The 24,805-nt window shown below is 31.8% G+C and carries 24 protein-coding genes; 2 read left to right on the forward strand and 22 right to left on the reverse strand.

What is annotated here, in order from left to right; all coding sequences use genetic code 11:
* Positions 1-116: 116 nt before the first annotated feature.
* From BTO06_RS15375 to BTO06_RS15465, 19 genes are all read right to left on the reverse strand, one after another.
* The gene (locus tag BTO06_RS15375) at positions 117-2,879 is read right to left on the reverse strand and encodes a TonB-dependent receptor (protein ID WP_100926149.1); all 2,763 of its coding nucleotides are present in this window, start codon (positions 2,877-2,879) and stop codon (positions 117-119) included.
* A 223-nt stretch (positions 2,880-3,102) separates the two neighbouring features.
* The gene (gene pgi / locus BTO06_RS15380; protein WP_100926150.1) at positions 3,103-4,668 is read right to left on the reverse strand and encodes a glucose-6-phosphate isomerase; all 1,566 of its coding nucleotides are present in this window, start codon (positions 4,666-4,668) and stop codon (positions 3,103-3,105) included.
* Between the two features lie 5 nt (positions 4,669-4,673).
* Entirely contained in the window at positions 4,674-5,996 is a 1,323-nt protein-coding gene (locus tag BTO06_RS15385; protein WP_232731474.1) for a peptidoglycan DD-metalloendopeptidase family protein, read from the reverse strand.
* Positions 5,997-6,079: 83 nt separating this feature from the next.
* Positions 6,080-6,856 (reverse strand): DUF3108 domain-containing protein, encoded by a 777-nt coding sequence (locus BTO06_RS15390; RefSeq protein ID WP_100926151.1) that lies wholly within the window; start codon positions 6,854-6,856, stop codon positions 6,080-6,082.
* 68 nt (positions 6,857-6,924) lie between these two features.
* A complete protein-coding gene (locus BTO06_RS15395) occupies positions 6,925-7,842 on the reverse strand; it encodes a tryptophan 2,3-dioxygenase family protein (RefSeq protein ID WP_100926152.1) in 918 nt (305 codons plus the stop codon).
* A gap of 77 nt (positions 7,843-7,919) precedes the next feature.
* Complete coding sequence (gene hppD / locus BTO06_RS15400) at positions 7,920-9,080, reverse strand: 4-hydroxyphenylpyruvate dioxygenase (protein ID WP_100926153.1); 1,161 nt, start codon at positions 9,078-9,080, stop codon at positions 7,920-7,922.
* 18 nt (positions 9,081-9,098) lie between these two features.
* Entirely contained in the window at positions 9,099-10,259 is a 1,161-nt protein-coding gene (locus BTO06_RS15405; protein ID WP_100926154.1) for a homogentisate 1,2-dioxygenase, read from the reverse strand.
* 315 nt (positions 10,260-10,574) lie between these two features.
* Entirely contained in the window at positions 10,575-11,084 is a 510-nt protein-coding gene (locus BTO06_RS15410; protein ID WP_100926155.1) for a ferritin, read from the reverse strand.
* A 92-nt stretch (positions 11,085-11,176) separates the two neighbouring features.
* A complete protein-coding gene (locus tag BTO06_RS15415; protein ID WP_100926156.1) occupies positions 11,177-11,479 on the reverse strand; it encodes a hypothetical protein in 303 nt (100 codons plus the stop codon).
* Positions 11,480-11,514: 35 nt separating this feature from the next.
* Complete coding sequence (locus tag BTO06_RS15420) at positions 11,515-11,844, reverse strand: 2Fe-2S iron-sulfur cluster-binding protein (protein ID WP_100926157.1); 330 nt, start codon at positions 11,842-11,844, stop codon at positions 11,515-11,517.
* Positions 11,845-11,853: 9 nt separating this feature from the next.
* Positions 11,854-12,198 carry a hypothetical protein gene (locus BTO06_RS15425; RefSeq protein ID WP_100926158.1) on the reverse strand — a complete coding sequence of 115 codons (345 nt, stop codon included), beginning with the start codon at positions 12,196-12,198 and terminating at the stop codon, positions 11,854-11,856.
* 3 nt (positions 12,199-12,201) lie between these two features.
* Positions 12,202-13,110, reverse strand: a complete 909-nt coding sequence (locus BTO06_RS15430) for a sterol desaturase family protein (protein ID WP_100926159.1) — start codon at positions 13,108-13,110, stop codon at positions 12,202-12,204.
* A complete protein-coding gene (locus BTO06_RS15435) occupies positions 13,111-14,166 on the reverse strand; it encodes an NAD(P)/FAD-dependent oxidoreductase (protein WP_100926160.1) in 1,056 nt (351 codons plus the stop codon).
* 130 nt (positions 14,167-14,296) lie between these two features.
* Positions 14,297-14,533: a NifU family protein gene (locus BTO06_RS15440; protein ID WP_100926161.1), complete on the reverse strand. Its 237-nt coding sequence runs from the start codon at positions 14,531-14,533 to the stop codon at positions 14,297-14,299.
* Positions 14,534-14,539: 6 nt separating this feature from the next.
* On the reverse strand, positions 14,540-15,670 hold the full coding sequence (locus BTO06_RS15445) for an Mrp/NBP35 family ATP-binding protein (protein ID WP_100926162.1): 1,131 nt from the start codon (positions 15,668-15,670) through the stop codon (positions 14,540-14,542).
* A 95-nt stretch (positions 15,671-15,765) separates the two neighbouring features.
* Positions 15,766-16,092 (reverse strand): MGMT family protein, encoded by a 327-nt coding sequence (locus BTO06_RS15450; protein WP_100926163.1) that lies wholly within the window; start codon positions 16,090-16,092, stop codon positions 15,766-15,768.
* Positions 16,093-16,549: 457 nt separating this feature from the next.
* A complete protein-coding gene (locus BTO06_RS15455; protein ID WP_100926164.1) occupies positions 16,550-18,025 on the reverse strand; it encodes a 2OG-Fe(II) oxygenase in 1,476 nt (491 codons plus the stop codon).
* Positions 18,026-18,049: 24 nt separating this feature from the next.
* Complete coding sequence (gene trmB / locus BTO06_RS15460) at positions 18,050-18,721, reverse strand: tRNA (guanosine(46)-N7)-methyltransferase TrmB (protein ID WP_100926165.1); 672 nt, start codon at positions 18,719-18,721, stop codon at positions 18,050-18,052.
* A 24-nt stretch (positions 18,722-18,745) separates the two neighbouring features.
* Positions 18,746-18,964 (reverse strand): DUF6341 family protein, encoded by a 219-nt coding sequence (locus BTO06_RS15465; RefSeq protein ID WP_100926166.1) that lies wholly within the window; start codon positions 18,962-18,964, stop codon positions 18,746-18,748.
* A gap of 42 nt (positions 18,965-19,006) precedes the next feature.
* Here BTO06_RS15465 and BTO06_RS15470 point away from each other — a divergent pair, with 42 nt between their 5' ends.
* The gene (locus BTO06_RS15470; RefSeq protein ID WP_157811885.1) at positions 19,007-19,909 is read left to right on the forward strand and encodes a DUF6427 family protein; all 903 of its coding nucleotides are present in this window, start codon (positions 19,007-19,009) and stop codon (positions 19,907-19,909) included.
* 6 nt (positions 19,910-19,915) lie between these two features.
* Here BTO06_RS15470 and upp read toward each other — a convergent pair whose 3' ends face one another.
* On the reverse strand, positions 19,916-20,569 hold the full coding sequence (gene upp / locus BTO06_RS15475; RefSeq protein WP_100926168.1) for a uracil phosphoribosyltransferase: 654 nt from the start codon (positions 20,567-20,569) through the stop codon (positions 19,916-19,918).
* Positions 20,570-20,652: 83 nt separating this feature from the next.
* Positions 20,653-21,222 carry a hypothetical protein gene (locus BTO06_RS15480; RefSeq protein WP_100926169.1) on the reverse strand — a complete coding sequence of 190 codons (570 nt, stop codon included), beginning with the start codon at positions 21,220-21,222 and terminating at the stop codon, positions 20,653-20,655.
* Positions 21,223-21,546: 324 nt separating this feature from the next.
* On the opposite strand from BTO06_RS15480, the gene BTO06_RS15485 reads away from it, so the two are divergent.
* Positions 21,547-22,344: a hypothetical protein gene (locus BTO06_RS15485; protein WP_157811886.1), complete on the forward strand. Its 798-nt coding sequence runs from the start codon at positions 21,547-21,549 to the stop codon at positions 22,342-22,344.
* Between the two features lie 76 nt (positions 22,345-22,420).
* On the opposite strand, the gene BTO06_RS15490 is transcribed toward BTO06_RS15485, so the two are convergent.
* The gene (locus BTO06_RS15490) at positions 22,421-24,790 is read right to left on the reverse strand and encodes a TonB-dependent receptor domain-containing protein (protein WP_100926171.1); all 2,370 of its coding nucleotides are present in this window, start codon (positions 24,788-24,790) and stop codon (positions 22,421-22,423) included.
* Positions 24,791-24,805: the final 15 nt, after the last annotated feature.

Consider the following 24,805-nt stretch of genomic DNA (forward strand, 5'->3'; position numbering starts at 1 on the left):
TTTGTTAGTTTATATCCAACAAAAATACTGATTTTAGACATAAAAAAACCACCTTATATCCTGAAATAAATTCAGGACAAAGGTGGTCTTTTTTATATTCTGTTCTAATTAAATAATTAGAAACTATATCTTACTGAGAAATTCCAAGTAGTTCCGAATCCAAAGAATACTTTATTTCTAGTATTAACTCCTCTGAAAGTTTCATCTCCTGGCTCAGCAGCAATGTTAGTTCTAGATTCTGCGATATACTCCTCATCAAACAAGTTATTGATGTTTAAACGGAAGCTAACTGACTCGTTAGTTTCTTCATTGAAGTTCCACTTATAAGAGAATCCTAAATCAGATAAGGCATAACCTGGTAATTTAATTGCAGGTTCAGCAACTCCGTCGATTCCACTACTAAAAGAATCTTCTAATGTGAAAGCTGAGTATAATCTATCAACAAAACGTTGAGAATAATCTACTTTAAATCCTTTCCACGGTCTAATTTCAACTCCTAATCTGGCTGTAGATTGCGCAGCATCTCCAACTTTAACACCATCTAAGTTTACATTCACTGATCCAATTTGAGTTTGGTTATCATTATCAAAAGCGTTACCTGTTGCAGTACCACTAAACTCCCAGTCGTTAATAGATACCATACCAAATAAAGTTACATCCTCAGTAATTTTATAAGTAGACTCTAATTCAACTCCCATGTGAGTTTGAGTCACACCGTTTAATTGAGCTGTTCCTCTATCTCCCGTAGTTTGATTTTCAAATCCAGCGGTAACAAATCTGTCTTTCCACTGAGTTCTATAAAGGTTGGCATTCAAATTAAAACGCTCAGTTTTGAATCCGTATCCTAATTCAAGACCTAAAACTTTTTCGTTTGTAACAGCTTCATTAATATCGTTTCTAAAGTTTAAGAAAACAGCATCAAAGAAAGGTTGTTTAGAGTAGTAACCTCCATTAGCGAAAACATTGTGCTCTTCATTAATGTTCCAGTTAATTCCTCCTTTTATGTTTCCACCCCATAAATTCACCCATTCTGTCGTTTGTGCTGGATCAGTATCTAAATAGTTAAAATAATCAACTCTTTGAAATCCTTGATTAGACAAACCTCCTTGAAGGAATGCAGTTATTCCTTCTCCATTGTTATATTCTAACTGAGTAAATCCTCCGAACCAACGTACATTTCCATCATTATGGTAGTTGATTTTTTCCTCATCATCAGTACTTTTAAATACATTCCATAAGCTTGATAAATCAGAAGAATACTCCGTAGTTAATACATTTAAAGGTTGGTTAATATTATCGTTATCGCGGTATCCATCAGCTCCTAATAAGTTATCAATTCTTCTATAGTGAATTCCAGTATAAGAACGTACATCTACTCCAAAATCTAAAGTAAATTCGTCATTTAACTTTCTGTTATAGTTAGCTAATAAACCATACCAGTTGTGAGAGTTAATAGAAGCTCGACGAATCGCTCCGTTTCTTCTTTCTAATCCAGCAGGAATATCTGTTGATCTTAATTCATCATCATTTACAATGTATAATCCAGTACTTGGATCAACAACGTTGTTATACGTAAATCCGTTACTGAAAGTACCACCTTGTCCTGAGTTAGAGTTAGCGATTTCATCCCATAATACTAAACCTGTACTTGGATCTCTAAATCTACTTGAACTAGCGAAGTTACCTCCTAAGCGTCCGATATCTCCAGTTCCTCCCCCACGTCCAAAAGAAACGTAAGCAGAAGCAGATAAAGAAGATTCTTCATCGATATCCCAGTTCCAGTTTAAAGATGTAACTGGCTTGTGATAAAAGTTCTTTCTCCAGTTGAATTGCTCACCATTTAAGAAACCGTGGTTGTAGTTATATCTGTTACCTAATCTTCTGTAATCTGCTAAAGTAGCCATGTTAAAGAAACTTGTAGTTCTTTGGTTATGAGTTTGAGGAGCACCAGTCAACATAAACTGTAAATCGTGATCTTCATTAATTTCCCATCCTAACCCTACGAAATAGTTATATCCCTCAAATTCAGTTCCATTTACATATCCGTCTCCAGCAGTTCTACTGAATAAGAAAGAAGCTGCAAAACCATTTTCGTTTTTACCAGTTGAGTAAGTAGCTAATGTTTTCAAATAATTATCATTTCCATAAGAAGCTAAAACAGATCCACCTTCTTTCTTATCTGTAGTTTTCGTGATAATGTTAATTGTTCCACCTACAGAAGAAATAGCTAATTTAGAAGATCCTAAACCTCTCTGAACTTGCATCGCAGTAGTTACGTCAGATAAACCAGCCCAGTTAGACCAGAATACACGACCATTCTCCATATCATTAACAGGAACCCCGTTAATTAATACAGCGATATTCTCCTGAGAGAAACCACGAATATTTATTCTTGCATCTCCAAATCCTCCACCAGACTTAGTTGCGTAAACAGATGGAGTTGTGTTTAAAATCTCTGGAAATTCTTGAGATCCTAATTTTTCTTGGATTTCAGCAGCTTTAATTGTAGAAACCGCTACTGGAGTTTCTCTATCTTTTGCAACATCAATTAATCCTTTAATAACAACCTCTTCTAATACATTATCACTAGGTTGTAATTGAATAGTACCTACGTTACCTGCACCGTTAAATGCAACTTGTTTGTCTTTGTAACCAACAAAAGAAACTACTAAAGTACCTGAAGTACCCTTGACATTTAATTTAAATTCTCCGTCGAAGTTTGTTGATGTACCATTTGTAGTTGCCTTCTCAACTACCGATGCACCAGGAAGTGGCTCCCCTGTTTCATCAACAACAGAACCCGAAATTTGAGTTTGGGCTAATACTGTAGCAGAAACAAAAAATAACGCTACTAGTAATAAATTTGTGATTTTTTTCATTGTCCTATTTTATTGTTATTAAAAACCAAGCAAAATTCTATTATTTCAGAGTCAGAAACGTTAACTAAATGTTAAGTTTAATAGATTTTTAAGAGTTCAGCAATCCTTAAAATAATGACAAAATTTTAAGTAAGATAGTTATTTTTCAATAAAAAATCTCCATCCGAAGATAGCGATCATAATTAGGCAGGTTAAAAGCCTTTAGTATTTTCTTAAGATTCTTTTAAGAAGATAGAATTTTTCTCGCTAACTCTTTTCCCAATTCTACTCCAAACTGGTCATAAGAATAGATATTCCATATGATACCTTGTACAAATATTTTGTGTTCGTACATTGCTATTAACTTTCCTAAAGATTTTGGTGTTAATTCATCAAAAAGAATAGCATTGCTAGGTCTATTCCCTTTAAACACTTTATATGACAGTAACTGATTGATTTTATCGAAGTCTCCTGCCGTTTTTAATTCTAAGTGAACCTCTTCTGCGGACTTACCGAAAGCTAATGCTTCCATTTGGGCATTATAATTGGCCATTAACTTTTTATGATGATTGGTTAATCCGTGTAAAGATTTTTTATAACCAATAAAATCAGCTGGAATTAATTTTGTTCCCTGGTGTACAAGTTGCATAAATGCATGTTGCATATTAGTTCCTGTGCTACCCCAAACAATTGTTCCTGTTTGATAATTTACGAAATTACCATTTCTATCCACACTTTTTCCATTACTTTCCATAACTGCCTGTTGCAAGTAATCTGGTAGTTTTGATAAATATTGTGTATAGGGTAATATTGCTTCGGTTTCAGCTTTATAAAAATTATTATACCACACACTTAATAGTGCAAGTACAACTGGGATGTTCTTATTAAAATCAGTGTTTCTGAAATGCACGTCCATCTCTTCTGCACCATCTAATAATTCACGAAAGTTCTCAAAACCAACAGCTAAACTAATTGATAATCCAACGGCTGACCATAATGAAAAACGTCCACCAACCCAATCCCACATAGGAAAAACATTGTTTTTATCTATACCAAAATCATAAACAGCATTTAAATTTGTTGATACTGCAACGAAGTGTTTTGCAACATCGAAAATAGAACCCGATCTTAAAAACCAGTCTTTAATTGTATTTGCATTGCTGATAGTTTCCTGAGTTGTGAATGTTTTTGAAACGATTATAAATAAAGTGGTTTCGGGATTCAGATCTCTGATTACTTCAGAAACATGATCACCATCTACATTTGAAACAAAATGTACATTTAATTTATTTCTATAATATTTTAATGATTCAACAACCATATCTGGACCAAGGTCTGATCCTCCAATTCCTATATTTACAATATCTGTAATTGACTTCCCTGTGTAGCCCTTCCATTTTCCCGAGATTACTTTATTGCTAAACGCTCGAATTTTTCGAAGCGCAGTCTGAATCTTAGGTTTTATATCTCTTCCGTCAATAATAACTTCTTCTTCCGAATTACTCCTTAATGCAGTATGTAGAACCGCCCTGCCTTCAGTATCATTAATTTTTGCTCCTGAAAAATACTTTTCAATTGCATCACTTAACTCAACTTCATTTGCTAACTCATTTAACAAATCCATTGTTTCAGCGGTAATCTTGTTCTTAGAATAATCTAATTCTAAATCATTTTGAGAGATCGTAAAAGTTTCTTTTCTAGAAGTATTACTAAAAAGCTCAGTTAATGTTAAGTCTTTAGTTTCTTCAAAATGTTGAGTTAATTTCTTCCAAGCTACAGTTTGTGTTGGATTGATGTTCTTAAGAGTCATATTTACTACGGTTTCGCAATTATTTCTTCGGATTCTTCATTAGTTTCTTTCTCCTTTATAATTTCTTCTAATACAGCTTCTATTTCAGGATAAGGAATACTATCTAACTGTTTTTTCAATGGAGCTATAAATTCATAATATTTCGGACGTAAGCTATCTACCATTGGTTTTGCGGTTGGTAACTTCTCTCTAAAAGGATCGACTTGTCTTCCATTTTTCCAGAATCGATAACACACATGAGGTCCACTTGTATTTCCTGTCAATCCAACCCAACCAATTATATCACCTTGTTGAACAAAATCTCCAACTCGAACTTTTCTTCTCTTCATATGTAAATACTGAGTGGAGTAAGTTCCATTGTGCCTTACTTTTACATAATTTCCATTTCCACCTCTTCTTGCCGATTCTACAACTGTACCACTAGCTGTCGTCATAATTGGTGTACCATACGGTGCTGCAAAATCAGTCCCTTTATGAGGTCGAACACGATTGCCATATAATTTTATTCTCCTTCTTAAGTTATATCGAGAAGAAATTCGGTATCGAAATTTTATTGGTGATTTTAAAAATTGTCTTCTTAATAAACCTGCTTCATCATCATAGTACTCAGGAATTCCTTTGATTGAATCGGCTAAATAATGGTAAGCATACAATTCCTTTCCTTTGTGATTAAATACCGCGGCTTTTATATTTCCATAACCAACAGGAATAGAATCTTCAATGAATTTTTGCTCGAATATTAATTTAAAAGTATCGTCTTTCTGAAGTCTATAAAAATCAACCGTCCAAGAATAAATATCTGCTACCTTATAAGCTAGAATTGGACTATAACCTAACGTATCGATTGCATTTGAAAAATTATCAATTACTCTTCCTGCAATTTCTCTTTCCACAAATTTTACTTGCTTCTTATACTTATATGCTGATATAACTGAATCTTGAAAATTGATAATAGTTGATTCAATTCGATTATGTTTGTAGATGAAAATTTGTGCTTTTTCTAAGGTATCTTTAGTGGCTAAGATTGTATACGGTTTACCAGCTCTTACTTTTCTTACATCAAATGTATCTTTTATAGTAGTACTGATTTGATTAATTTTCGGATAAAAAACATGATGTCTATCTAATATTATCCCGAAACTCTCACCACTCTTAATAGTATCATTGATTACTTTATACTTATCGAAATTAAATCCATATTTAATTACTGGTTTCGGTTTAACTTCAACCATAACTTCTTGAGGTGTTTCTTGGATTTTCTCCTCTTTACAAGAATAAAAAGTTAATAACCAAACAATTAATATCGCAGCGTAATAGGTAGTTTTCAACGAATTGTGTTTTAATTTGAACCAACCACAAAAGTACAAATTAAAGGAATTTCTGGTAAGACTTTAACAAACTGTAACGATTTTTATTCTACAACGATTTCGAAAGGATTTGTCAAACCTTTAAAAGCATCAAGTTCAGCTCTTAACGAACCAACTGATAAAGACGCACTCATTTTTACAGGAACTTTGTTGTCATCAGCAGTTATCCAAACAGTTACACTTTCTTTAGCCTTAAAAACTCTTCCTGCTTGAACCAACGGTCTAAACATTTGCGTTTTTACTTTCCCGAACTTTGTATTTAAAGTTTCAAAACCTAAGAATAATAATTTAAAAGGGTATTGTTTTTCATCAAAGAACATGTCTACATAAATTTCATCACCTTTTTTCAAATTCTTTGTATTATAACTTCTCAGAAAATAAAACGTAGAAATCATATCCTGCGGACCTGTAACAGAAATTACAGTATCTTTCTTCTTTAATAAGTCTTTTACGTGAGCCGTATTTTTATCATGATCAAAAGTAATATTCTTCTTCTTTTTATAGCCACCTTCGTCAATATCACGAATAAAATAATAGGGCCTTACATCATTGGGATCGAAATAACTTTCATAGGTATCTCTTACCTTAAAAAACCAACCAATTACACTCGAAGTTTTTCCTTTACCGATTGCATGTAACACTTTTTTATCCTGAAATATTTCTTCTCTCAATTCTAACGTCGCTTCACCAGCTTTTAAAAAACCACTGTAGCTCATTCGATAACGCAGCCATTCTCCGTGTTGAAATGCTGGAATTGTTTCTTGCGATAAAGCTGATAATGAAATACCAACTAATAGTAAAAGGACTATTTTTATCTTCATAAATTCAAACTTATGAAAAAACTATTACAATTATTATTCCATAAAAAGAAATTAGCAATTATATAACTTTAAAATGTCCCCCAACTTTCAAGCTCTTCTTGACTCCATAAGTATGGAAAGAAAACTCTTTTTTGATATTTAGGATGTAAATATTTACGCCAACTACTGCCACCTGTGGCCTCTATATCTTTGTTATCACCTCCTAAATATTTACCTGCGGCATTGTAATGAGCCAAAACCCATTTTACATTTACAGTATAATCGTAATGGCGCATAGCTTTTATCAAAACCTCGTCTTCCTGAATTTCTTTAGGTAGTTGCATGAATTTTTTAGAAAGATTTATATCATTATAGTCTTCCATGAACTCGATAAACTCACCCATGTATTTTTTCTCAAATAACTTTAACAAGGTTGTTTTCTGTCCTGTTGTGTAATTTTTACCCGCGGCTTGCCAGTACAAATGATCATATGCATTTTTAAATGACGAATTACGATCTATAGTATCTCTAAAACGAGCATCAATTAAGTTTATTAATTCTGTGGAAGCAAATTCAATTTTACGATATTGAGCACTTTGAAAACCGCTTGCTGGCGTTAAGGTATTCCTAAACTTCAAATATTGTTCTACATCCATTCCTTCACCCATTACTTCAAACGAACTGCATAACACATCAAAATAGCGACTAATTCTCATTAAGTGTTTTGAAAATTTCTCAGAGGTAATTTCATTAGTTTTTGCCACTTGATCTATTTCCCAAAGTATCATTTTAAACAACAATTCGTTTACTTGATGATACATGATAAATACCATTTCATCAGGCTCTGTTGTTCTTGGAATTTGTAATCCTAATAAAGCATCGGTTTGGATATAATCCCAATACGTAATTGGCTTACTCCATAATAAACCTTCAAGCATGGCTTCTACTGGTACTCCCAGTTTATCATACTTTTCTTCTATAGCTTTTAATAATTCTTCTCTGCTCATGTTACTATAGTTCATATAAAAAGAACCAAGAAAGTTATTTTCTTTCTTGGTTCTAAAGATACTTCAATAATATATATTTATAAAGTTCCTCTTCTCTGTTGTTCTCTTTCGATTGACTCGAATAAGGCCTTGAAATTTCCTGCTCCAAATCCTCTTGCTCCCATTCTTTGAATAATTTCAAAGAACAATGTTGGTCTGTCTTCAACTGGTTTGGTAAAAATTTGTAATAAATAACCTTCTTCGTCTGCATCAACTAAAATTGATAAATCCTGAAGTTTTGATATATCTTCCTTCATGATTTCCATATGATCTCCTAAACGTTCAGGAATCATATCATAATATGATTGCGGTGGTGGAGGTAAAAACTCTACACCATTTGCTCTTAATTGTGATACTGTTTTAATAATATCATCCGTAGCAACTGCTATATGCTGAACTCCTTCACCTTCATAAAAATCTAAATATTCTTCAATTTGAGATCTTTTCGCCGCTTTTGCTGGTTCGTTAATCGGGAATTTAACACGTCCATTTCCATTACTCATAACTTTACTCATTAATGCAGAGTATTCTGTATGGATTTGTTTGTCGTCAAATGATAAGAAGTTCTCGAATCCCATTACTTCTTCGTACCATTTTACCCATTTATTCATTTGTCCCCAACCAACATTTCCTACCATATGATCAATATACTTTAAACCAGCTGAAGGTGGATTATAATCAGATTTCCAATCCATGAATCCTGGCATAAATGTTCCTTTGTAGTTTTTACGCTCTACAAACATGTGAACTGTTTCTCCATACGTGTAAATTCCAGAACGGACAACCTCTCCATCTTCATCAGTGATTACAGTTGGTTCCATGTATGATTTCGCACCTCTTTTTGTAGTTTCTTCCCAAGCAGAACGAGCATCTTCAACCCATAGCGCAACAACTTTTACACCATCTCCATGCTTCACAATATGATCATTAATTGGAGACTTACTGTTTAATGGAGTTGTTAAAACTAAACGAATTTTGTCTTGAACTAACACGTAGCTTACTTCGTCTTTTGAACCAGTTTCTAATCCTCTATATGCTAATGATTGAAATCCAAAAGCTGTTTTATAGAAGTGTGCAGCTTGTTTTGCATTTCCTACGTAAAATTCAACGTAATCTGTTCCTAAAAGTGGAAGGAAATCTTGAGCTCCTTCAAATATTTTTTCTAAACCGTAGTTTACTGATTTTATATCTTTTGACATATCTTTTCTAAATTTAAATTATTCTTCTAACCAAGATTGAAAATACTTTTCATCGGCTATTTTCATCGCTTCTTCTGTAACCATTAATGGCTTAAATGTATCTACCATTACAGCTAACTCTTCTGTTACTGTTTGACCAATACTTCTTTCTGTTGCTCCAGGGTGTGGGCCATGAGGAATTCCAGCAGGATGAAGCGAAATATGTCCTGCATCAATATCATTTCTACTCATAAAATCTCCATCAACATAATATAGAACTTCATCAGAATCAATATTACTATGGTTATAAGGAGCAGGAATTGCTTGTGGGTGATAATCATACAACCTTGGCACAAAACTACAGATTACAAAGGCATCTGTTTCAAATGTTTGATGTACTGGAGGTGGTTGGTGAACTCTTCCTGTTATTGGTTCAAAATCATGAATAGAAAATGCATATGGATAATTAAATCCGTCATAACCTACAACATCAAAAGGATGCGCTGCGTAAACCATTTCTATTATTTCGTCTTGCTTTTTAATTTTGATTAAAAAGTCTCCCTTTTCATTATATGTTTCTAACTCATAAGGTTGACGAATATCTCTTTCACAAAATGGAGCATGTTCTAACAATTGTCCGAACCAATTGCGATATCTTTTAGGCGTGTACACTGGACGGTAAGATTCAACTATGAATAAACGATTGTCTTCTGTATCAAAATCTAATTTATAAATCATACCACGAGGAATTACCAAGTAATCTCCATATTTGAAATCCAAATTTCCCATATGAGTTCTTAGCTTACCTGTTCCTCTGTGCACAAAAATTACCTCATCTGCATCTGTATTTTTATAAAAATAATCTTTTGTTGAAGATTTTGGCGCCGACAGAATAATGTTACAATCAGAATTTGTTAATACGATTTTTCTACTGTCTAAGTAATCTTGTTCTTGAGGAACTTGAAATCCTCTAAAACGATACGATTGAATATTATTTTTCTTTGCGATTTTTGGCGCAACAGAATATTGTTTTTTTATTTCTTTTACTTGGGTTGGTCTTTGCTCGTGATATAAGTTTGATGACATTCCGTCGAACCCAATAGTACCAAACAATTGCTCATAATACAAACTCCCATCTTTTTTACGGAATTGCGTATGACGCTTTGGTGGTATTTTTCCTAATTTATGATAAAAAGGCATAAATCAATATTTTAATTTGTTAATGGACTCTTGTAACAGCTATTCGAGAAGATTATGAATATTGCTTGTTACAATTTCAAATTGATAAAATTGGTGTAATAATCCACTATTCTGGATTTCGCTTAATCATAAATTTTAAGTGTGATAATAAGCCTAACCAATACATTTTTAGAGCTTTAGTTGTTTGTAGCACAAATATAATAAAAAGAATGTGGATTATAGGCTGATAAAAGTCAGTATGACTCATCAATTAACACAAAATAAAAAATCCGAAGTATTGAACCTCGGATTTTTAAATAGTTGTTATCACTTAAATTACTCTTTTGGTAATCTTTCATCAATCATTTTAAGTGGCATACCTTCCATTAAATCGAACACATCTAAAATACTTCTCATAGTATCTTCTTCTTCTACCTGCTCATTTACGAACCATTGTAAAAACACCTCAGAGGCAAAGTCTCCAACATTACGTGCTTTTTTAAAACACTTGTAAATGGACTGTGTAACATTTATTTCTTTTTCTAAAGATCTTTCATAAATAGCTCTCAAACTTTCAAACTCATTGTTCACATTATGAACTTCAGGAGACATTGCTGCTCCACCTGCATCGTTTACAAATTCGAAAATTTTCATTGCATGCTCTCTTTCCTCCTCAGCTTGTTTATAAAAGAATGATTTACTATTTAGTAACTCTCTTTGATCGCACCATGAAGCCATTGCTAAATAAGATGCCGATGCATGCATTTCCATTGCTATTTGCTCATTTAATACATCCATAACTTCTGGGTGTATTGTCATTTGTTTTCTTACAGAGGTTGTTTCCATGATAAAAATTGTTTGTTATGCTAATTTACGACAAAACCAGCCCAATTAACAGTAAAAACAAAATTTGAAGAAAGTCTAAATAAGCTTATTATTTAGATTAAAACTGATTTAAAGGAGGCGAAAAATGAACTTACAGTAGCTTTTAAAGCCAAAAGCTGAGGAATATCTAGATAAATTAAATGTTTCTTATCAGCTACAAAAAGTAACACAAAATTGTCTGACTCGATAATATCGCATACAGCATCATGAGTTCCAAGTTTATTAATATTCGCTCTTAATTGAAGTAATTGAGGGAAAGTAAGTAGTATATTTTTATTAACAGTTGTTAATTGATACTTGCAAAAAGTAATATCTTCTAAGCGAATTGACTGCTCAATATGTGCATCTACATTCATAATGCAAATATAACACTTATTTAGAATAAATAAAATTAACTTTCAGGAGCCATCTCAACTTCCAATCCTTCTAGCTCGGGAGTCATATGAATTTGACAACCTAGACGACTATTATCCTCAACATAAAAAGCTTCCGCTAACATCGCATCTTCGTCATCCGTCATTTCAGGAAGTTCATGATCTGATTTCACATAACATTGACAAGAAGCACACATTGCCATTCCACCGCAAATACCAACTGTCCCTTCCGGAGCTAATTCATAAGAACGAATTACTTCCATTAAGTTCATATTCATATCTATTGGTGCCTGTACTTCGTGAGTAACACCTTCTCTGTCTGTGATTTTTATATTAATGTCTGACATTTTCTTCCTTTAAATAAAGAGTTCTATACCGAGTAATTTAGTTAATGGAGTTGTAATGATAATGACAACACAAACTATCAATATCAATTTAGTTGTCACCGAAATTTCTCTTTCTGCACTTGTCGCATAAACTACTGAATCATTCTGAAAAACTGTAGAAGTAAATTCATAAATGGAGAAATCATCGCATGAATTTAAGAGATTATTCGATTGTGATATTCTACTATACCAAAAACTTAATAAAATAATTACAAATAAAGATCCTAGTCCACAAACAAACAAATCATAAAATGAAGGTTGTGTTGGAAAATTTGGTCCTAAACCAGTAACAATACCTAATAAATCTTTTTTCATAACTTAACTTCTTTCCTGCTCTTTTAATTTCTTTCGAAGCACTTTCGCTCTTTTGTCTTCCCCATCGTGACTCCAACCTGGTGAATTGAAAATATAATTCAGTTTATCACTCCAATTATCAGCTCTTTTCACATCCTTCCAAATTGAAGCATATTCATGAGTTGCTACAGTAACTGGGTTATACGTTTCTATATTTACAGTTAAACCATACACAGGATGATCGATTTCCTTTAATTCTTCCGAAAACGTACCGAAAATTCGATCCCATATAATTAAAATTCCAGCATGATTACAATCTAAATACCTAATATTTGAAGCATGATGCACTCTGTGATGCGATGGCGTATTGAAAATGAACTCTATTGGTTTTGGTAATTTATCTACCAACTCGGTATGTACGAAAAATTGATAAATTAAACTAGCACCCATCATAGTGAACATCATCAATGGATCGAATCCTAATAATGGAATCCACAACCAAAACAAAAACTTATGAATTCTTTCTCCCACGCCTTGACGTAAAGCGGTTCCCAAATTCATATGAACTGATGAATGATGAGGAACATGTCCTGCCCAAAATAATCGAACTTCATGGTTCAAACGGTGAAACCAATAGTAAGAAAAGTCATCAGCAAAAAACAATAATAACCAAGCCCACCATTGTCTGTTTACCACTCCATTTAAAGGAGAAATTTGATACAAATAAAAGAATACAACAAACGCCAATACCTTAGGAATAAACTCTACGATTGCCGAAAAAACCATCATTATCAACGACACACTTGTATCTTTGGGATGGTATTTTTCTTTAGCAACTTTGAACTCAACAAACATTGAAGCAAAGAATACTGGCAATGCGAAGTATAATAATTTATCCTGCGATAATTGTTCTATGTATTCTAAAATACTCATCTACTCAATTTTCTTAACTACAGCTTTAGGAGCTTCTTTCTTTGTTCCATCAAAACCTTGAACTCCACCAACTGTAGTATATTTCATTACGTATTTCTTATCTGGGAAAATACGTTTAAACGCACTTTGACACATTAAAGTAGCTTCATGGAAACCACATAAAATTAACTTCAATTTACCAGGATATGTATTCACATCACCAATAGCATAAATACCTGCAATATTAGTTTGATAGTCTAAAGCGTTATTTACCTTAATTGCGTTCTTTTCAATTTCTAATCCCCAATCAGCAATTGGACCTAACTTTGGAGACAACCCAAATAAAGGAATGAAATGATCTGTATGAATGGTGAAAGGCTCTTCGTCTTTCTTATGAACTACAACACCTTCAACTTTACCATCACCTGTAATTTCTTTAACCTCTGCAGGCGTAATTAAATTGATTTTTCCTTCGTTCTTTAGTTTTTGAACTTGATCCACAGAATCTAAATGACCTCTAAATTCATTTCTTCGGTGAATTAAAGTTACAGAACTCGCAACATCTGCTAAAAATATAGACCAGTCTAAAGCAGAATCACCGCCACCAGCAATAACCACATCTTTATCACGATACATTTCTGGTTCTTTAATCATATATTCCACTCCTTTTCCCTCGTAGTTAGCGATATTTGAAATAGGTGGCTTTCTAGGCTCAAAACTTCCTAATCCACCTGCAATTGCAACGACAGGTGCATGGTGTTTTGTTCCTTTATTAGTAGTTACAATGAACGTTCCGTCGTCTTGTTTTTCAATTGTATCTGCCCGTTCTCCTAAAGTAAATCCTGGTTCAAATTGTTTGATTTGCTCCATTAATTTATCCGTTAAATCACCAGCTAAAATTTCTGGATACGCAGGAATATCGTAAATAGGTTTTTTAGGATAAATTTCCGAGCATTGTCCTCCTGGTTGTGGCAATGCATCTACAAGATGACATCTTAACTTTAATAAACCAGCTTCGAAAACTGTAAATAAACCGGTTGGACCAGCTCCTATGATTAGTATGTCTGTTTTTATCATCTGATAAAAAACTTTTTATAAGGATATTCCGCAACGAGTGCGGAATATGAATTAATAATAATAAGATTATTCTAGTTCTTCAACCTCAAAAAATGAGCAGAACTTTTATTTTTATACTGACAAAAATCAGTTAAGCGACATTGATTACTTCTTCAATTTCTGGAGCATACTTTTTTATTGTAGCTTCAACACCATTTTTAAGCGTCATTTGGTTTACTGTACAACCACTACAAGCACCTTCTAATTGAACTTTTACAATGTTTTCTTCGATAGCCAACAATTTGATATTCCCTCCATCACTAATTAAAAAAGGGCGGATTTCTTCTAGAGCTTTCTCTACTTTACTTTGTGTTTCTAGATCTGACATAAATAATTATTTTGTACTACAACCACTCATTGTAGTTATTCTCACAACTTCAGTTGGTGGTAAATTAGCGTTTCTTTTTAATAACTGAGAAACTACTTCTTGTGTAATTTCTTTGAATGACTCTTCTAACTTAGTTCCATTTTGCAGAGCAACAGGATGACCCACATCACCACCTTCTCTAATACTTTGAACTATTGGAATTTCTCCTAAAAATGCAGTTTCTAAATCTTCTGCTAAGTTCTTAGCTCCACTTTGTCCAAAGATATAATATTTATTTTCTGGTAATTCTTCTGGAGTGAAGTAAGCCATATTTTCTACGATTCCTAATACAGGAACATTTATTGCTTCTTGTTGAAACATCGCTACTCCTTTCTTAGCATCAGCTAATGCAATATTCTGTGGAGTACTCACTACAACAGCTCCTGTTATTGGTAGGGCTTGAACAATTGATAAGTGAACATCTCCCGTACCTGGAGGTAAATCAATTAATAAGAAATCTAACTCTCCCCAATCTGCATCAAAAATCAATTGATTTAAAGCTTTTGAAGCCATTGGTCCTCTCCAAATTACAGCCTGATTAGGATTTGTAAAAAAGCCTAATGATAATAAATTTACACCATAATTTTCGATTGGTTTCATTTTAGAACGACCTTCTACTTTAACAGATAAAGGTCTATCTTTTTCTACGTCAAACATGATGTGTTGAGATGGACCATAAACATCAGCATCCAAAACACCAACGTTAAATCCCATTTTGGCTAATGTGATAGCAACATTTGCTGTTACCGTAGATTTTCCAACTCCACCTTTACCAGATGCAATTGCAATAATATTCTTTATATTCGGAATTTCTTTACCACGAATTTGATTTACCTCTTCCTTTGGCTTCACCTCAGCTTTCACGTTTACTTTTACATCAATCTTTTGATCAACATGTTGATGAATAGCTTTCATAATTTCAACTTCAACTTTCTTCTTAGCTTGGAGAGATGGGTTTCCGATAACTACATCTACAATTACTTCATTACCAAAAGTAACAACATTTTTAACGTTTTCATTTTCCACTAAACTTTTCCCTTCACCTGGTGCGGTTATAGTTTCTAATGCATTATATATATCCTGCTTTTTAAAGCTCATTTTGATTGTGTTATTTCTAAATTGCAAAGATAATGCTTAGATTTCAGATACTAAAGTGAGAATATTTCAAATTCTTATACATCCATAGACCTACATTATAGCTCTTTTACAGGATCCCAAAAAATATTTTCAAAATTTTGAATTTCATTTTCAACAACCTCAATCCCTTCATTTTGTAATAATTGTTCCATTAAATTTGTGCCCTTAAAATGATGTTTTCCAGTTAAGATACCTTTTCGATTTACTACACGATGTGCAGGAACATTTTTTCCTGAAGAATTATTCATTGCCCAACCAACCATTCTTGCTGATCTTGCTGTACCTAAATATTTCGCTATTGCTCCGTAACTAGTTACTCTACCATAAGGAATTAATCGGGCTACATCATATACTCTTTCAAAGAAATTTTGGTTATTACTCATGTTTTAAAAGTACGATTTAATTGTGGTTAATAAATCTAAGAAACTTCTGATTTCACTTACTATCAAATTTGAAAAGACCATAATATCATTTATTCTTTTTTCCATCCTTCTCACCAATGAAATGTAATTTACGAACAGAATAAAAACTTCTGTTGAAACTTCAAATTAAATATTTTTCTGGTAGCTATCTAAAACCAATCCTTTAGCACATAAGAAAGAATTCACTCATATAAAAAACGAATAGAAACTGAAGGAAAAATACAATTACCGCGCCATAAATAAATGGACTTTCTGACTTTTTATTCTCTGCTGTAGATATTCTATCTTAAGATAAGTTCAGTATACTTGGTATCATAAACCGAAAATGCAATTATAAATCAGATGATAAAATTCAAAAACATCATAAAAAGTTTAATGAACTTTTTAGACGTTTACTGAATAGATTACCCTCTTGCAGTTATAAAATTTTTTTGTGTTTTATAATCCTACCATCATACGAAACACTTACAAAACAATCGGTAAATAATGCTACATCCTGAACAAAATTTTTATGATTATACCTATATAAATTTTCAAAGTTATCCGTATCCCAAACATTAAGGGCGTTATCTTCTCCGGCTGAATACAATTTCCCTTTTTCGTAAACCAACTTTCTTATAATTCCTCGGTGACAACTTTTAACATACTCCTTTTCTAACTCTTTATTTTCAGTATCAAACCTAAACTTTACTATAGTACCATCATATAGACCTATATAAATAAAATTAAACCCATCGAAAGCAATTGAATTAATTGGGATATTTATTCCTTTCCAAAACATAAGTACTTCATTACTATTAAGATCTCTAAAAACCATCGTTCCATCTTCTGAAACGGTGACAACGATATTATCAGATATCTTAATTACAGACCAAATCCAATCGTTGTGTGCTTTAATCCTTTTTATAAGATTTCCTTTTAGATTATAAATTCTTAACTCACCTGAAGCATCTGCGCAAATAAACTCATCACTATTTATTTTACATAAAGACAACACTGTCGATTTTCCGTCTCCCAAAGTTAAAAAACAGTCATAATCAAACTTTTCATTAATCCTCCATAATTTAACTAAATAATCTCTAGAACCGCTAATTAAAGTTTTTTGATCAAACCTCATTAATGTTGTCACCGAATTACTATGTGTCTCTACCTCTGAAATTTTAACTCCATCTAAACCCCAAGTTTTAAGAAACCTATCGCGACCACTGGTTATTAATTTATTATTGAAGTTTACCGCTTGCCATATGTAACCTAAATGCCCTTCTCCAAATGGAACTTCATAATTAATATCGTCCTCTGTTTTTGAATAAATAATGTCGCTGCGCAAAACATATTTTTCTCCAGACTCTACCCTTTCTCCAGAATGCCATATATTATGATCAAAAATTAATAAATCTCCTTTTACAGGTTTATAACTTGCAATAATATCATCATTATCTTTAGAGTTAAAAAAAAGTGTTCTCCCTCCTTCAAATTCATCACATCCATTGAGATAAATCATGAAAGTCAATTTAGATTGCTCATAGCTAGAAAGGTAAAAAACACCGTCAAGATGTTTGTGAAAATATTGATTTGGTAAATAACGACAAAATCTAATCTTAGAATTCAACTTTTTCAACTTCCAACTACCTATCTCTTTATCACTAATAGCTTTAACTGAGATATTCACTGGAATGAAATCTTTTATTGTTGAAAATAAATAGTCTGACAACTCATAGTCATCTATAACTTGACGTTCATTGTTTCTGTAAGAAACAGGATAATGAGTAGTTGCTTGCAGGAATGAATTTTTATTTTTTGTAATTAAGGCATTACAAAAGTCATCTGAAAAAGCACCTTTTATAATTTTGCAATAATAATTCTTGTCAGGAAATATGTCAATAATCTTTTTCATTATTGACCGTGAAGATAAAATTAATTAATAATTCAATCTAAATTTAATGTATGTAATAGGCTTTCCTTTCTCTAAATATTGTTGTTCGTAGAAAGTTTGTGTTTCTGTTACTTCTTCTGGTGACGATTTTAACCTGTAAACATCATGACTTGAATGAAGAACTTCATGACCCTCTCCATGCAATACACCTAATGTGTAACCGTGCATGAACTCGCTATCGGTTTTCAGATTAATGAAAGCGTTTGGTTTTAAAATGTGATGATATCTTTTCAAGAAATCACTATTGGTAAGCCTGTGTTTAGTTCTTTTGTATTTTATTTGAGGATCTGGGAAAGTAATCCAAATTTCATCAACTTCGTTTTCTGCAAAAATCAAATCTACCAATTCGATTTGCGTTCGAATAAAAGCAACATTATTCATTTCATCTTCGATAGCGGTTTTCGCTCCTCTCCAGAAACGAGCACCTTTTATATCAACTCCTATGAAATTTTTATTTGGATTTTTTTTTGCTAATGCAATTGTATATTCTCCTTTACCACAACCCAATTCTAAAACGATTGGATTATTGTTCTTAAAAAAAGAATCCCACTTTCCTTTGAGATGAAAATCACCAGTAACTTCCTCTCTAGTTGGTTGGATTACATTATCAAACGCTTCGTTTTCTTTGAAACGTTTTAGTTTATTCTTACTTCCCAAAGTGTAGTGTATGTATTCAGCTTATTAAGCTCTGTCTTCAGTTCCTTCTCTCTTGAATTTAAGAGCTTGAGAAATCCAATAGTATAATAAAACTAGAAGAACCCCTAAGAAAATCCAGTTAATTGAATTTGAAGTCCACCATCCAGCACCACCTTTTGCAAGAGTTAATCGGATCCACTCAAAAGGAATGAATAACACTTGAAATATTTCACCAATGAATTTAAAAATATTTAATCCTAACATAACTTGATTATCTTTACGGTTGCAAAAATATAAAAAGAAAAAATGCTAACCAACTTTTTCAGCAATACAAAACCGTTTACTTCATTTGTCCTTATTAGCTTGTTTTTTTGCTATGCTATTTCAGCATTTTTTAGTGATTTAATTTCTGAGTTCAACATCAGTTTAGGGTTTTGGTTTTTAGTACTTTTTGGGTTAGCGAACTTTATAAATTCTAGAAATAACTTAACTTTTGACAATTCTTATTTCTTTTTAATATTCATCATACTAATTGGACATGTTCCATCAGTTATTAGGATCGATTCATTCTTTTTTTCGAACCTTGTTTTACTTATTTATGTAAGAAGAGTTTACAGTTTACAATCTTCTAAAAACATAATTAAAAAATTATTTGATAGCGGCTTTTGGATGGGGGTTTCGTTTTTGATAGAACCGTTTACAATTGTATTGTTTCCCTTGACCCTCCTTTCTAGCATTCTGCATCAACATTTAGACTATAGAAAGTTGATCACACCAATATTCGGAATTATAACTCCGATAATCCTATTTTACACCTATCATTTCTGGTATGATAGTCCACAAGAATTCTATACGCTTTTTAATTTTTTAACTTATTATGATTTTTCAATTTATAACGCATTTATATATAAGTACTTCTTAGGAACAGTTTTTCTACTGATTTTTATATCCTTTGTATTGAAAACTCCTAAAACATTATCTATTAATAACACCTTTAGAAAAAACTGGATTTTAGTTTGTTTCCATCTATTTTTAACAATAGTTTTAATGCTTATTTTAAAGGAAAGAACAGGTTCAGAAATAGCTTATTTACTTTTCCCTTGTGCTATTGTAATTGCTAATGGATTTGAATTAATAAGAAAAAAGTGGTATTCAGATATTATTTTAATTCTTTTATTCCTTAGTTCATTACTACATTATTTTATGTAATAAAAACTACATTTTTTCTCCAAATGCTAAATCACCAGCATCGCCTAAACCTGGCAAAATATATCCTTTATTATTTAATTTATTATCAATATCCGCAATCCATAATGAAGTATTTATTGGAAAATGACTTTTTATAAAATCTATTCCGTCTAAAGATCCAATAACCGAAACAATATGAATATCCTTTGGTTTACCATACTTCTGTAATGCTTCATAAACAGAAACTAATGACCTTCCAGTAGCCAACATTGGATCAATTAACAACAACGTTTTTCCATGTATTGGAGGTGAAGCAAAATACTCGACCACTATTTCAAAATGTTGATCATTGTCTGGATGATGTCTATATGCAGAAATAAAAGCGTTTTCAGAATCATCAAAATAATTTAGTAATCCGTTATGTAAAGGTAAACCTGCGCGAAGAATTGAACACAGCACAACTTCTTCAGAAAGTACATCCATTGATTTTGCCCCGAGGGGTGTAATCACGTGTTTTTCTTTGTAATTAAGCTTTTTACTGATTTCATAACCTAAAACTTCTCCAATTCGTTCAATATTTCTTCGAAATCGCATACTATCTTTCTGAATTTTTTTATCTCTAATTTCAAGTAGAAATTTATTTAGAATTGAACGCTGACGTGCTAAATGGTATATTTTCATTATTTGAGTGTGCACTCAATATACAAAAAGAATGCTTTACACCATAAGCAAAGCATTCTTTCTATAATATTTTCTTTCTATTATTAAAATCTGTAACCAATTCTAAAACCTAAATCAAGTATCGCATCAGATAACTTTCGGTCGAAATCATAGGCATATCCAATTCCTGCAGAAAACTCCATTTCAAAATTCTTTCCGAAACTTCTGCGCAATCCATATTTAGGAATTACTCTTATATGATTATTTATAACTACGTCATAATTCGAAATCGCAAAAACATCTGATCCATAAGTAGTTTTTAAACTGAAAAAATTACCTGAATTATATTCTGTTTTCTTTCCAAGTTTATTTCTTCTATTTAAATTATAATAAAATCTGGGTTCTGCTGTAACTGTCGGATAAAAAATAACCCCAGTTTTTGGATAAAAAGTTCCACCAAATAAAGATAAATCCATTCCCAATTCAGAACGTAACGCAAGCTGATTTGTAATTTTTGTTTCATTATAAATCCAAGCTCCGAATAATCCTGTTTGAATTCCAAATATATTTTTCTCAACAGAAATTTGACTCTTAACCTTTTTTGAATCAATTTGAGAACATAACGTAATGCAAGATAATAAGAGTAAAGAGCAAAGTAATTTGGTGTTTTTCATTTTCAATGTTTTGTAATTAAAGTTTTATGATCTGCGATTTTAAACAAAAAGTTAGATATACTTAATGCTTATTTTCCGAAGTAGTTATTATTTCCTCCAAAGAGCTATCCATTAGAAAACAAATCATGGTTATTAGTTTGAAGGTTTCTTGTCTTTTTTTCATTAGCAGTAATATTTAATTGATATGGCTTTTTAAACAAAAAGGATACCACCGTTTTTTATTTAGTTACCCAAAAAATCAATTAACTTGACTTTAACATCTTTTTTAATATCAAACTTATTCGTGGTATAAAAGTTGATATTTCTCAGAAAAAATTATATACTTTGAATAAGAAGCTACTACTATTACTATTTATTCCTTGTTTTTTGGGTGCTCAAAATACATTAAGCAACGCTAAAGATAGCTTAAGTAAATCATCTAATAATTCTCCTGTTACTTCAAGTTCTAAAGATGATGATGACGATGATGATAGTGTTGGAGATACTATTTTTGAATCGATTTTTGAATCTATCTTTTTAGACTTTTTTGGCTATATGAGTTATAACCTAATTTTAGGAGAAGGTATGTATACAGAAATTACTCCATATCCATATTTCGATGGAAAATCAGGAGAATACACCAGAGTTTTAAACGATAAAAACAAAAGAACAAACATTAAATTAAATGCAAATTACTTTGTTAATAGAGTAAGTGGAATAGAATTAAATGCCGTTGTAAAACCAATTCCGCTTTTAGGTATTGAGCTAGATTATTTAAACTTTAATGAAGAAGGGTTATTCACAGACGAGTCTTTAAACATTACTTCCATAAATGCAAATTATTATAGAGTTAGAGAAAGTTCCTTTTCCATGTGGTGGGGCATTGGAGCAACATATGTAGGGAATGAGGTTGACTCTTGGGGAGTGTCTTACAACTTAGGGACTGACATTTATCCTGTAAAGCCAATCAGTTTCCATGTAGGATGGAAACAGAGTTTTATTAATGATAATACAGTTAATGTTTTTAAGTCTCAAGTAAAATATCACTTAAAACAAACCGCATTTTATACAGGATATCACAACTATAAACTCGGAAGTGAAACAATTTCTGGTCTTGTGCTAGGTATTGAAATTAATTTTTAAAAAGATTCCTGCGGATGCAGGAATCTTAAATTCATTTTCTTATTAGGTATAGTATTTTATCAAAACAAAAACTGATCTAATTACTTCTACCTTGCTCTTCGTCGTTTCCGAAGTTTCTTTCTTTTACTTCAATTTTATTGTTACCGAAACTATATGATAATGAAAAAACTAGGTTTCTTGTACTATAATTTTGACCGTAAACTTGTCTTACTCCATCAACTACAGACTCTAAATTATTTACTGCACTTGTGTTAAAAACATCATTAGCAAAAACTGATAATTTAAAGTTGTTTTTAAAGCTTTGTTGATATCCAATAGACAAATTATACATTCCTCCTAGACTATATAATCCTCCATTAAAAGGTGAACTATACCAAGAATTCACAATTAATTTTGATTTCTCTCCAACACTAAATGTGTTATTTGTTGCTACTCTTAATTGTAACCCATTTCTTGGAGTTGCTCCAATATTCTTTTCAAATTTTGAATAATATCCGATTATATTAAAACTATTCTGACTTTCCCACCAAGAAAAAGGACTTGTACTATAGTTCTCTGAGATTCCATAATTGTATTGAGTGATGTAATTATCTCTAGTCACAATTTGAGTTTCCTCTACAGGATCTGATGTAAAAATTACTCCAAAACCGTTTGTGGTTACATTTAAGAAAACACTAGAATTCAATTTTCTTTTGTAAGAATGAGTGAACTCAAAACTATCCATAAAAGAAGGGTTTAAGAACGGATTTCCTTCACTAAAACTGTTGTCGTTTATAAAAATTTTAAATGGATTTAAATCTGAGAAACGAGGTCTTTCAATTCTTCTACCATAAGAGAAGTTAAAGGTGTTATTCTCGTTTTTCTTGTAGGAAATATAGGCTGTTGGAAACACCTGAGTAAAGTTATTTCTGTTGCTTTCATTTGTTTGCACACTAACACCTAACGTATTTGTATTTTCAACTCTAACTCCTAATTGAACCTTTGTTTTTTCAGAAATATTGAAGTTACTTGATACATAACAAGCAATATTATTTTCTTCATAAATAAAGTCATTAGAATTGGTTGTATCTAAAACAGGAGATCCTGAAAGAGTATTAAAAAACTGTACTCCACTATTTATTTTCGTGTTACTAGTTTTTGCACCGAATGATAACTTAACCTTATCTATTGGATAATTCAAATCTAGTTTAGAGCTAAAATTTTCAATTTTCTGATCCGTCATATTTAAACCTCCTGAAGTAATTCCCATTGAGTTTCCAGCATTATCAAAAGCTTCAGTTATAAAATCTCTATCATTATCTGACTTATAGGTAAAATAATCTGCATTAAAAGAAATTGATCTTCCAAGTGTATCTAGTTTTGTTTCTGCATAAAAATTTACATTATGATTTCGTGTATTTACTGTATTTTCTCCTGTGTTTTTGATTACTCTATCTAAGTTTCCAGAAAAATCAAATACATTTGAAACGACCGAACTAAATCCTCCTGGTTTATTTAAATTTCCTAAATACTGAGCTCCGATGTTTAGATTACTCGAAATTTTATAATCCATTTGAAGTCTACCAGAATAACTATCTCTTCTATCTTTATACTCGATATCAATATCCCAAAAACTATTTGGGTAGTTGATTTTTAAATCTTCAATGTTATTTAAATTTCCTTTCGTTGCACTTAAACTTGACACTAAAGAAAACTTGTTTTTATTATAACTAAAGTTATTTCTTAAGGTAGCAAAGTTGAATTTGTTTTGATTGTATACTAAACTAGATGTATTGTGCCAAGAGTTTAATTTCGCTTTCTTTAAAATGATATTGATTAAACCTCCTCCTGTTGCTTCATATTTTGCTGGTGGATTGGTAATAATCTCAATACTTTTAATATCGTTCCCATTTAAACTTTCTAAAAAAGAAACTAATTCTTCTCCTTCCATTGGTGATAATCTTCCGTTAATTAAAACTCTTGAAGCTCCTTTTCCTAAAATTTCAATTGCTCCATTTTGAACCTGAACTCTTGGAGCTAGTTTTAAAATATCCGCTCCATTTCCAACTTCAGATACTACACTCTTTTCAACATCAAATACTAATCGATCTACTTTTTGCTGAATTACTCTTCTTTTTGATTGAACGATTACCTCTTCTAAACTTTGACTGTCTTCTTCAAGTTGTATGATTCCTAAATCTAAATTCTTATCAACTTCTATTTGTTTCTCCCAATCTGTATATCCTAAAAATGATACTACAATTTTATAAGTTCCTTTTGTTATATTAATTTCAAAATTCCCCTTATCATCTGAACTTGTTCCTGTAATAGTGGTGTTTAAATTATCTCGAATTACAATATCTGCAAAACCGATATCTCCTATTGCATCTGTTACTTTTCCTTTTATAGTTTGACCAAAGGATAAAAATGAAAAAAATAAAAATATTACTACTGTTAAACGTTTCATGTTTCCGTGTTTTTG

Origin of the sequence: Tenacibaculum sp. SZ-18, from assembly GCF_002813915.1 — a bacterium.
GTDB lineage: Bacteria > Bacteroidota > Bacteroidia > Flavobacteriales > Flavobacteriaceae > Polaribacter.

What these genes read in the sequence shown, in the direction of transcription:
- BTO06_RS15390 (WP_100926151.1), bottom strand. Translation starts at nt 6,856, where the DNA reads ATGAAGATAAAAATAGTCCTTTTACTATTAGTTGGTATTTCATTATCA.
- BTO06_RS15450 (WP_100926163.1), bottom strand. Translation starts at nt 16,092, where the DNA reads ATGAGTAATAACCAAAATTTCTTTGAAAGAGTATATGATGTAGCCCGA.
- BTO06_RS15375 (WP_100926149.1), bottom strand. Translation starts at nt 2,879, where the DNA reads ATGAAAAAAATCACAAATTTATTACTAGTAGCGTTATTTTTTGTTTCT.
- pgi (WP_100926150.1), bottom strand. Translation starts at nt 4,668, where the DNA reads ATGACTCTTAAGAACATCAATCCAACACAAACTGTAGCTTGGAAGAAA.
- BTO06_RS15440 (WP_100926161.1), bottom strand. Translation starts at nt 14,533, where the DNA reads ATGTCAGATCTAGAAACACAAAGTAAAGTAGAGAAAGCTCTAGAAGAA.
- BTO06_RS15465 (WP_100926166.1), bottom strand. Translation starts at nt 18,964, where the DNA reads ATGTTAGGATTAAATATTTTTAAATTCATTGGTGAAATATTTCAAGTG.
- BTO06_RS15410 (WP_100926155.1), bottom strand. Translation starts at nt 11,084, where the DNA reads ATGGAAACAACCTCTGTAAGAAAACAAATGACAATACACCCAGAAGTT.
- BTO06_RS15420 (WP_100926157.1), bottom strand. Translation starts at nt 11,844, where the DNA reads ATGTCAGACATTAATATAAAAATCACAGACAGAGAAGGTGTTACTCAC.
- BTO06_RS15445 (WP_100926162.1), bottom strand. Translation starts at nt 15,670, where the DNA reads ATGAGCTTTAAAAAGCAGGATATATATAATGCATTAGAAACTATAACC.
- BTO06_RS15455 (WP_100926164.1), bottom strand. Translation starts at nt 18,025, where the DNA reads ATGAAAAAGATTATTGACATATTTCCTGACAAGAATTATTATTGCAAA.
- BTO06_RS15405 (WP_100926154.1), bottom strand. Translation starts at nt 10,259, where the DNA reads ATGCCTTTTTATCATAAATTAGGAAAAATACCACCAAAGCGTCATACG.
- BTO06_RS15415 (WP_100926156.1), bottom strand. Translation starts at nt 11,479, where the DNA reads ATGAATGTAGATGCACATATTGAGCAGTCAATTCGCTTAGAAGATATT.
- BTO06_RS15435 (WP_100926160.1), bottom strand. Translation starts at nt 14,166, where the DNA reads ATGATAAAAACAGACATACTAATCATAGGAGCTGGTCCAACCGGTTTA.
- BTO06_RS15430 (WP_100926159.1), bottom strand. Translation starts at nt 13,110, where the DNA reads ATGAGTATTTTAGAATACATAGAACAATTATCGCAGGATAAATTATTA.
- BTO06_RS15470 (WP_157811885.1), top strand. Translation starts at nt 19,007, where the DNA reads ATGCTAACCAACTTTTTCAGCAATACAAAACCGTTTACTTCATTTGTC.
- upp (WP_100926168.1), bottom strand. Translation starts at nt 20,569, where the DNA reads ATGAAAATATACCATTTAGCACGTCAGCGTTCAATTCTAAATAAATTT.
- hppD (WP_100926153.1), bottom strand. Translation starts at nt 9,080, where the DNA reads ATGTCAAAAGATATAAAATCAGTAAACTACGGTTTAGAAAAAATATTT.
- BTO06_RS15490 (WP_100926171.1), bottom strand. Translation starts at nt 24,790, where the DNA reads ATGAAACGTTTAACAGTAGTAATATTTTTATTTTTTTCATTTTTATCC.
- BTO06_RS15395 (WP_100926152.1), bottom strand. Translation starts at nt 7,842, where the DNA reads ATGAGCAGAGAAGAATTATTAAAAGCTATAGAAGAAAAGTATGATAAA.
- BTO06_RS15425 (WP_100926158.1), bottom strand. Translation starts at nt 12,198, where the DNA reads ATGAAAAAAGATTTATTAGGTATTGTTACTGGTTTAGGACCAAATTTT.
- BTO06_RS15480 (WP_100926169.1), bottom strand. Translation starts at nt 21,222, where the DNA reads ATGAAAAACACCAAATTACTTTGCTCTTTACTCTTATTATCTTGCATT.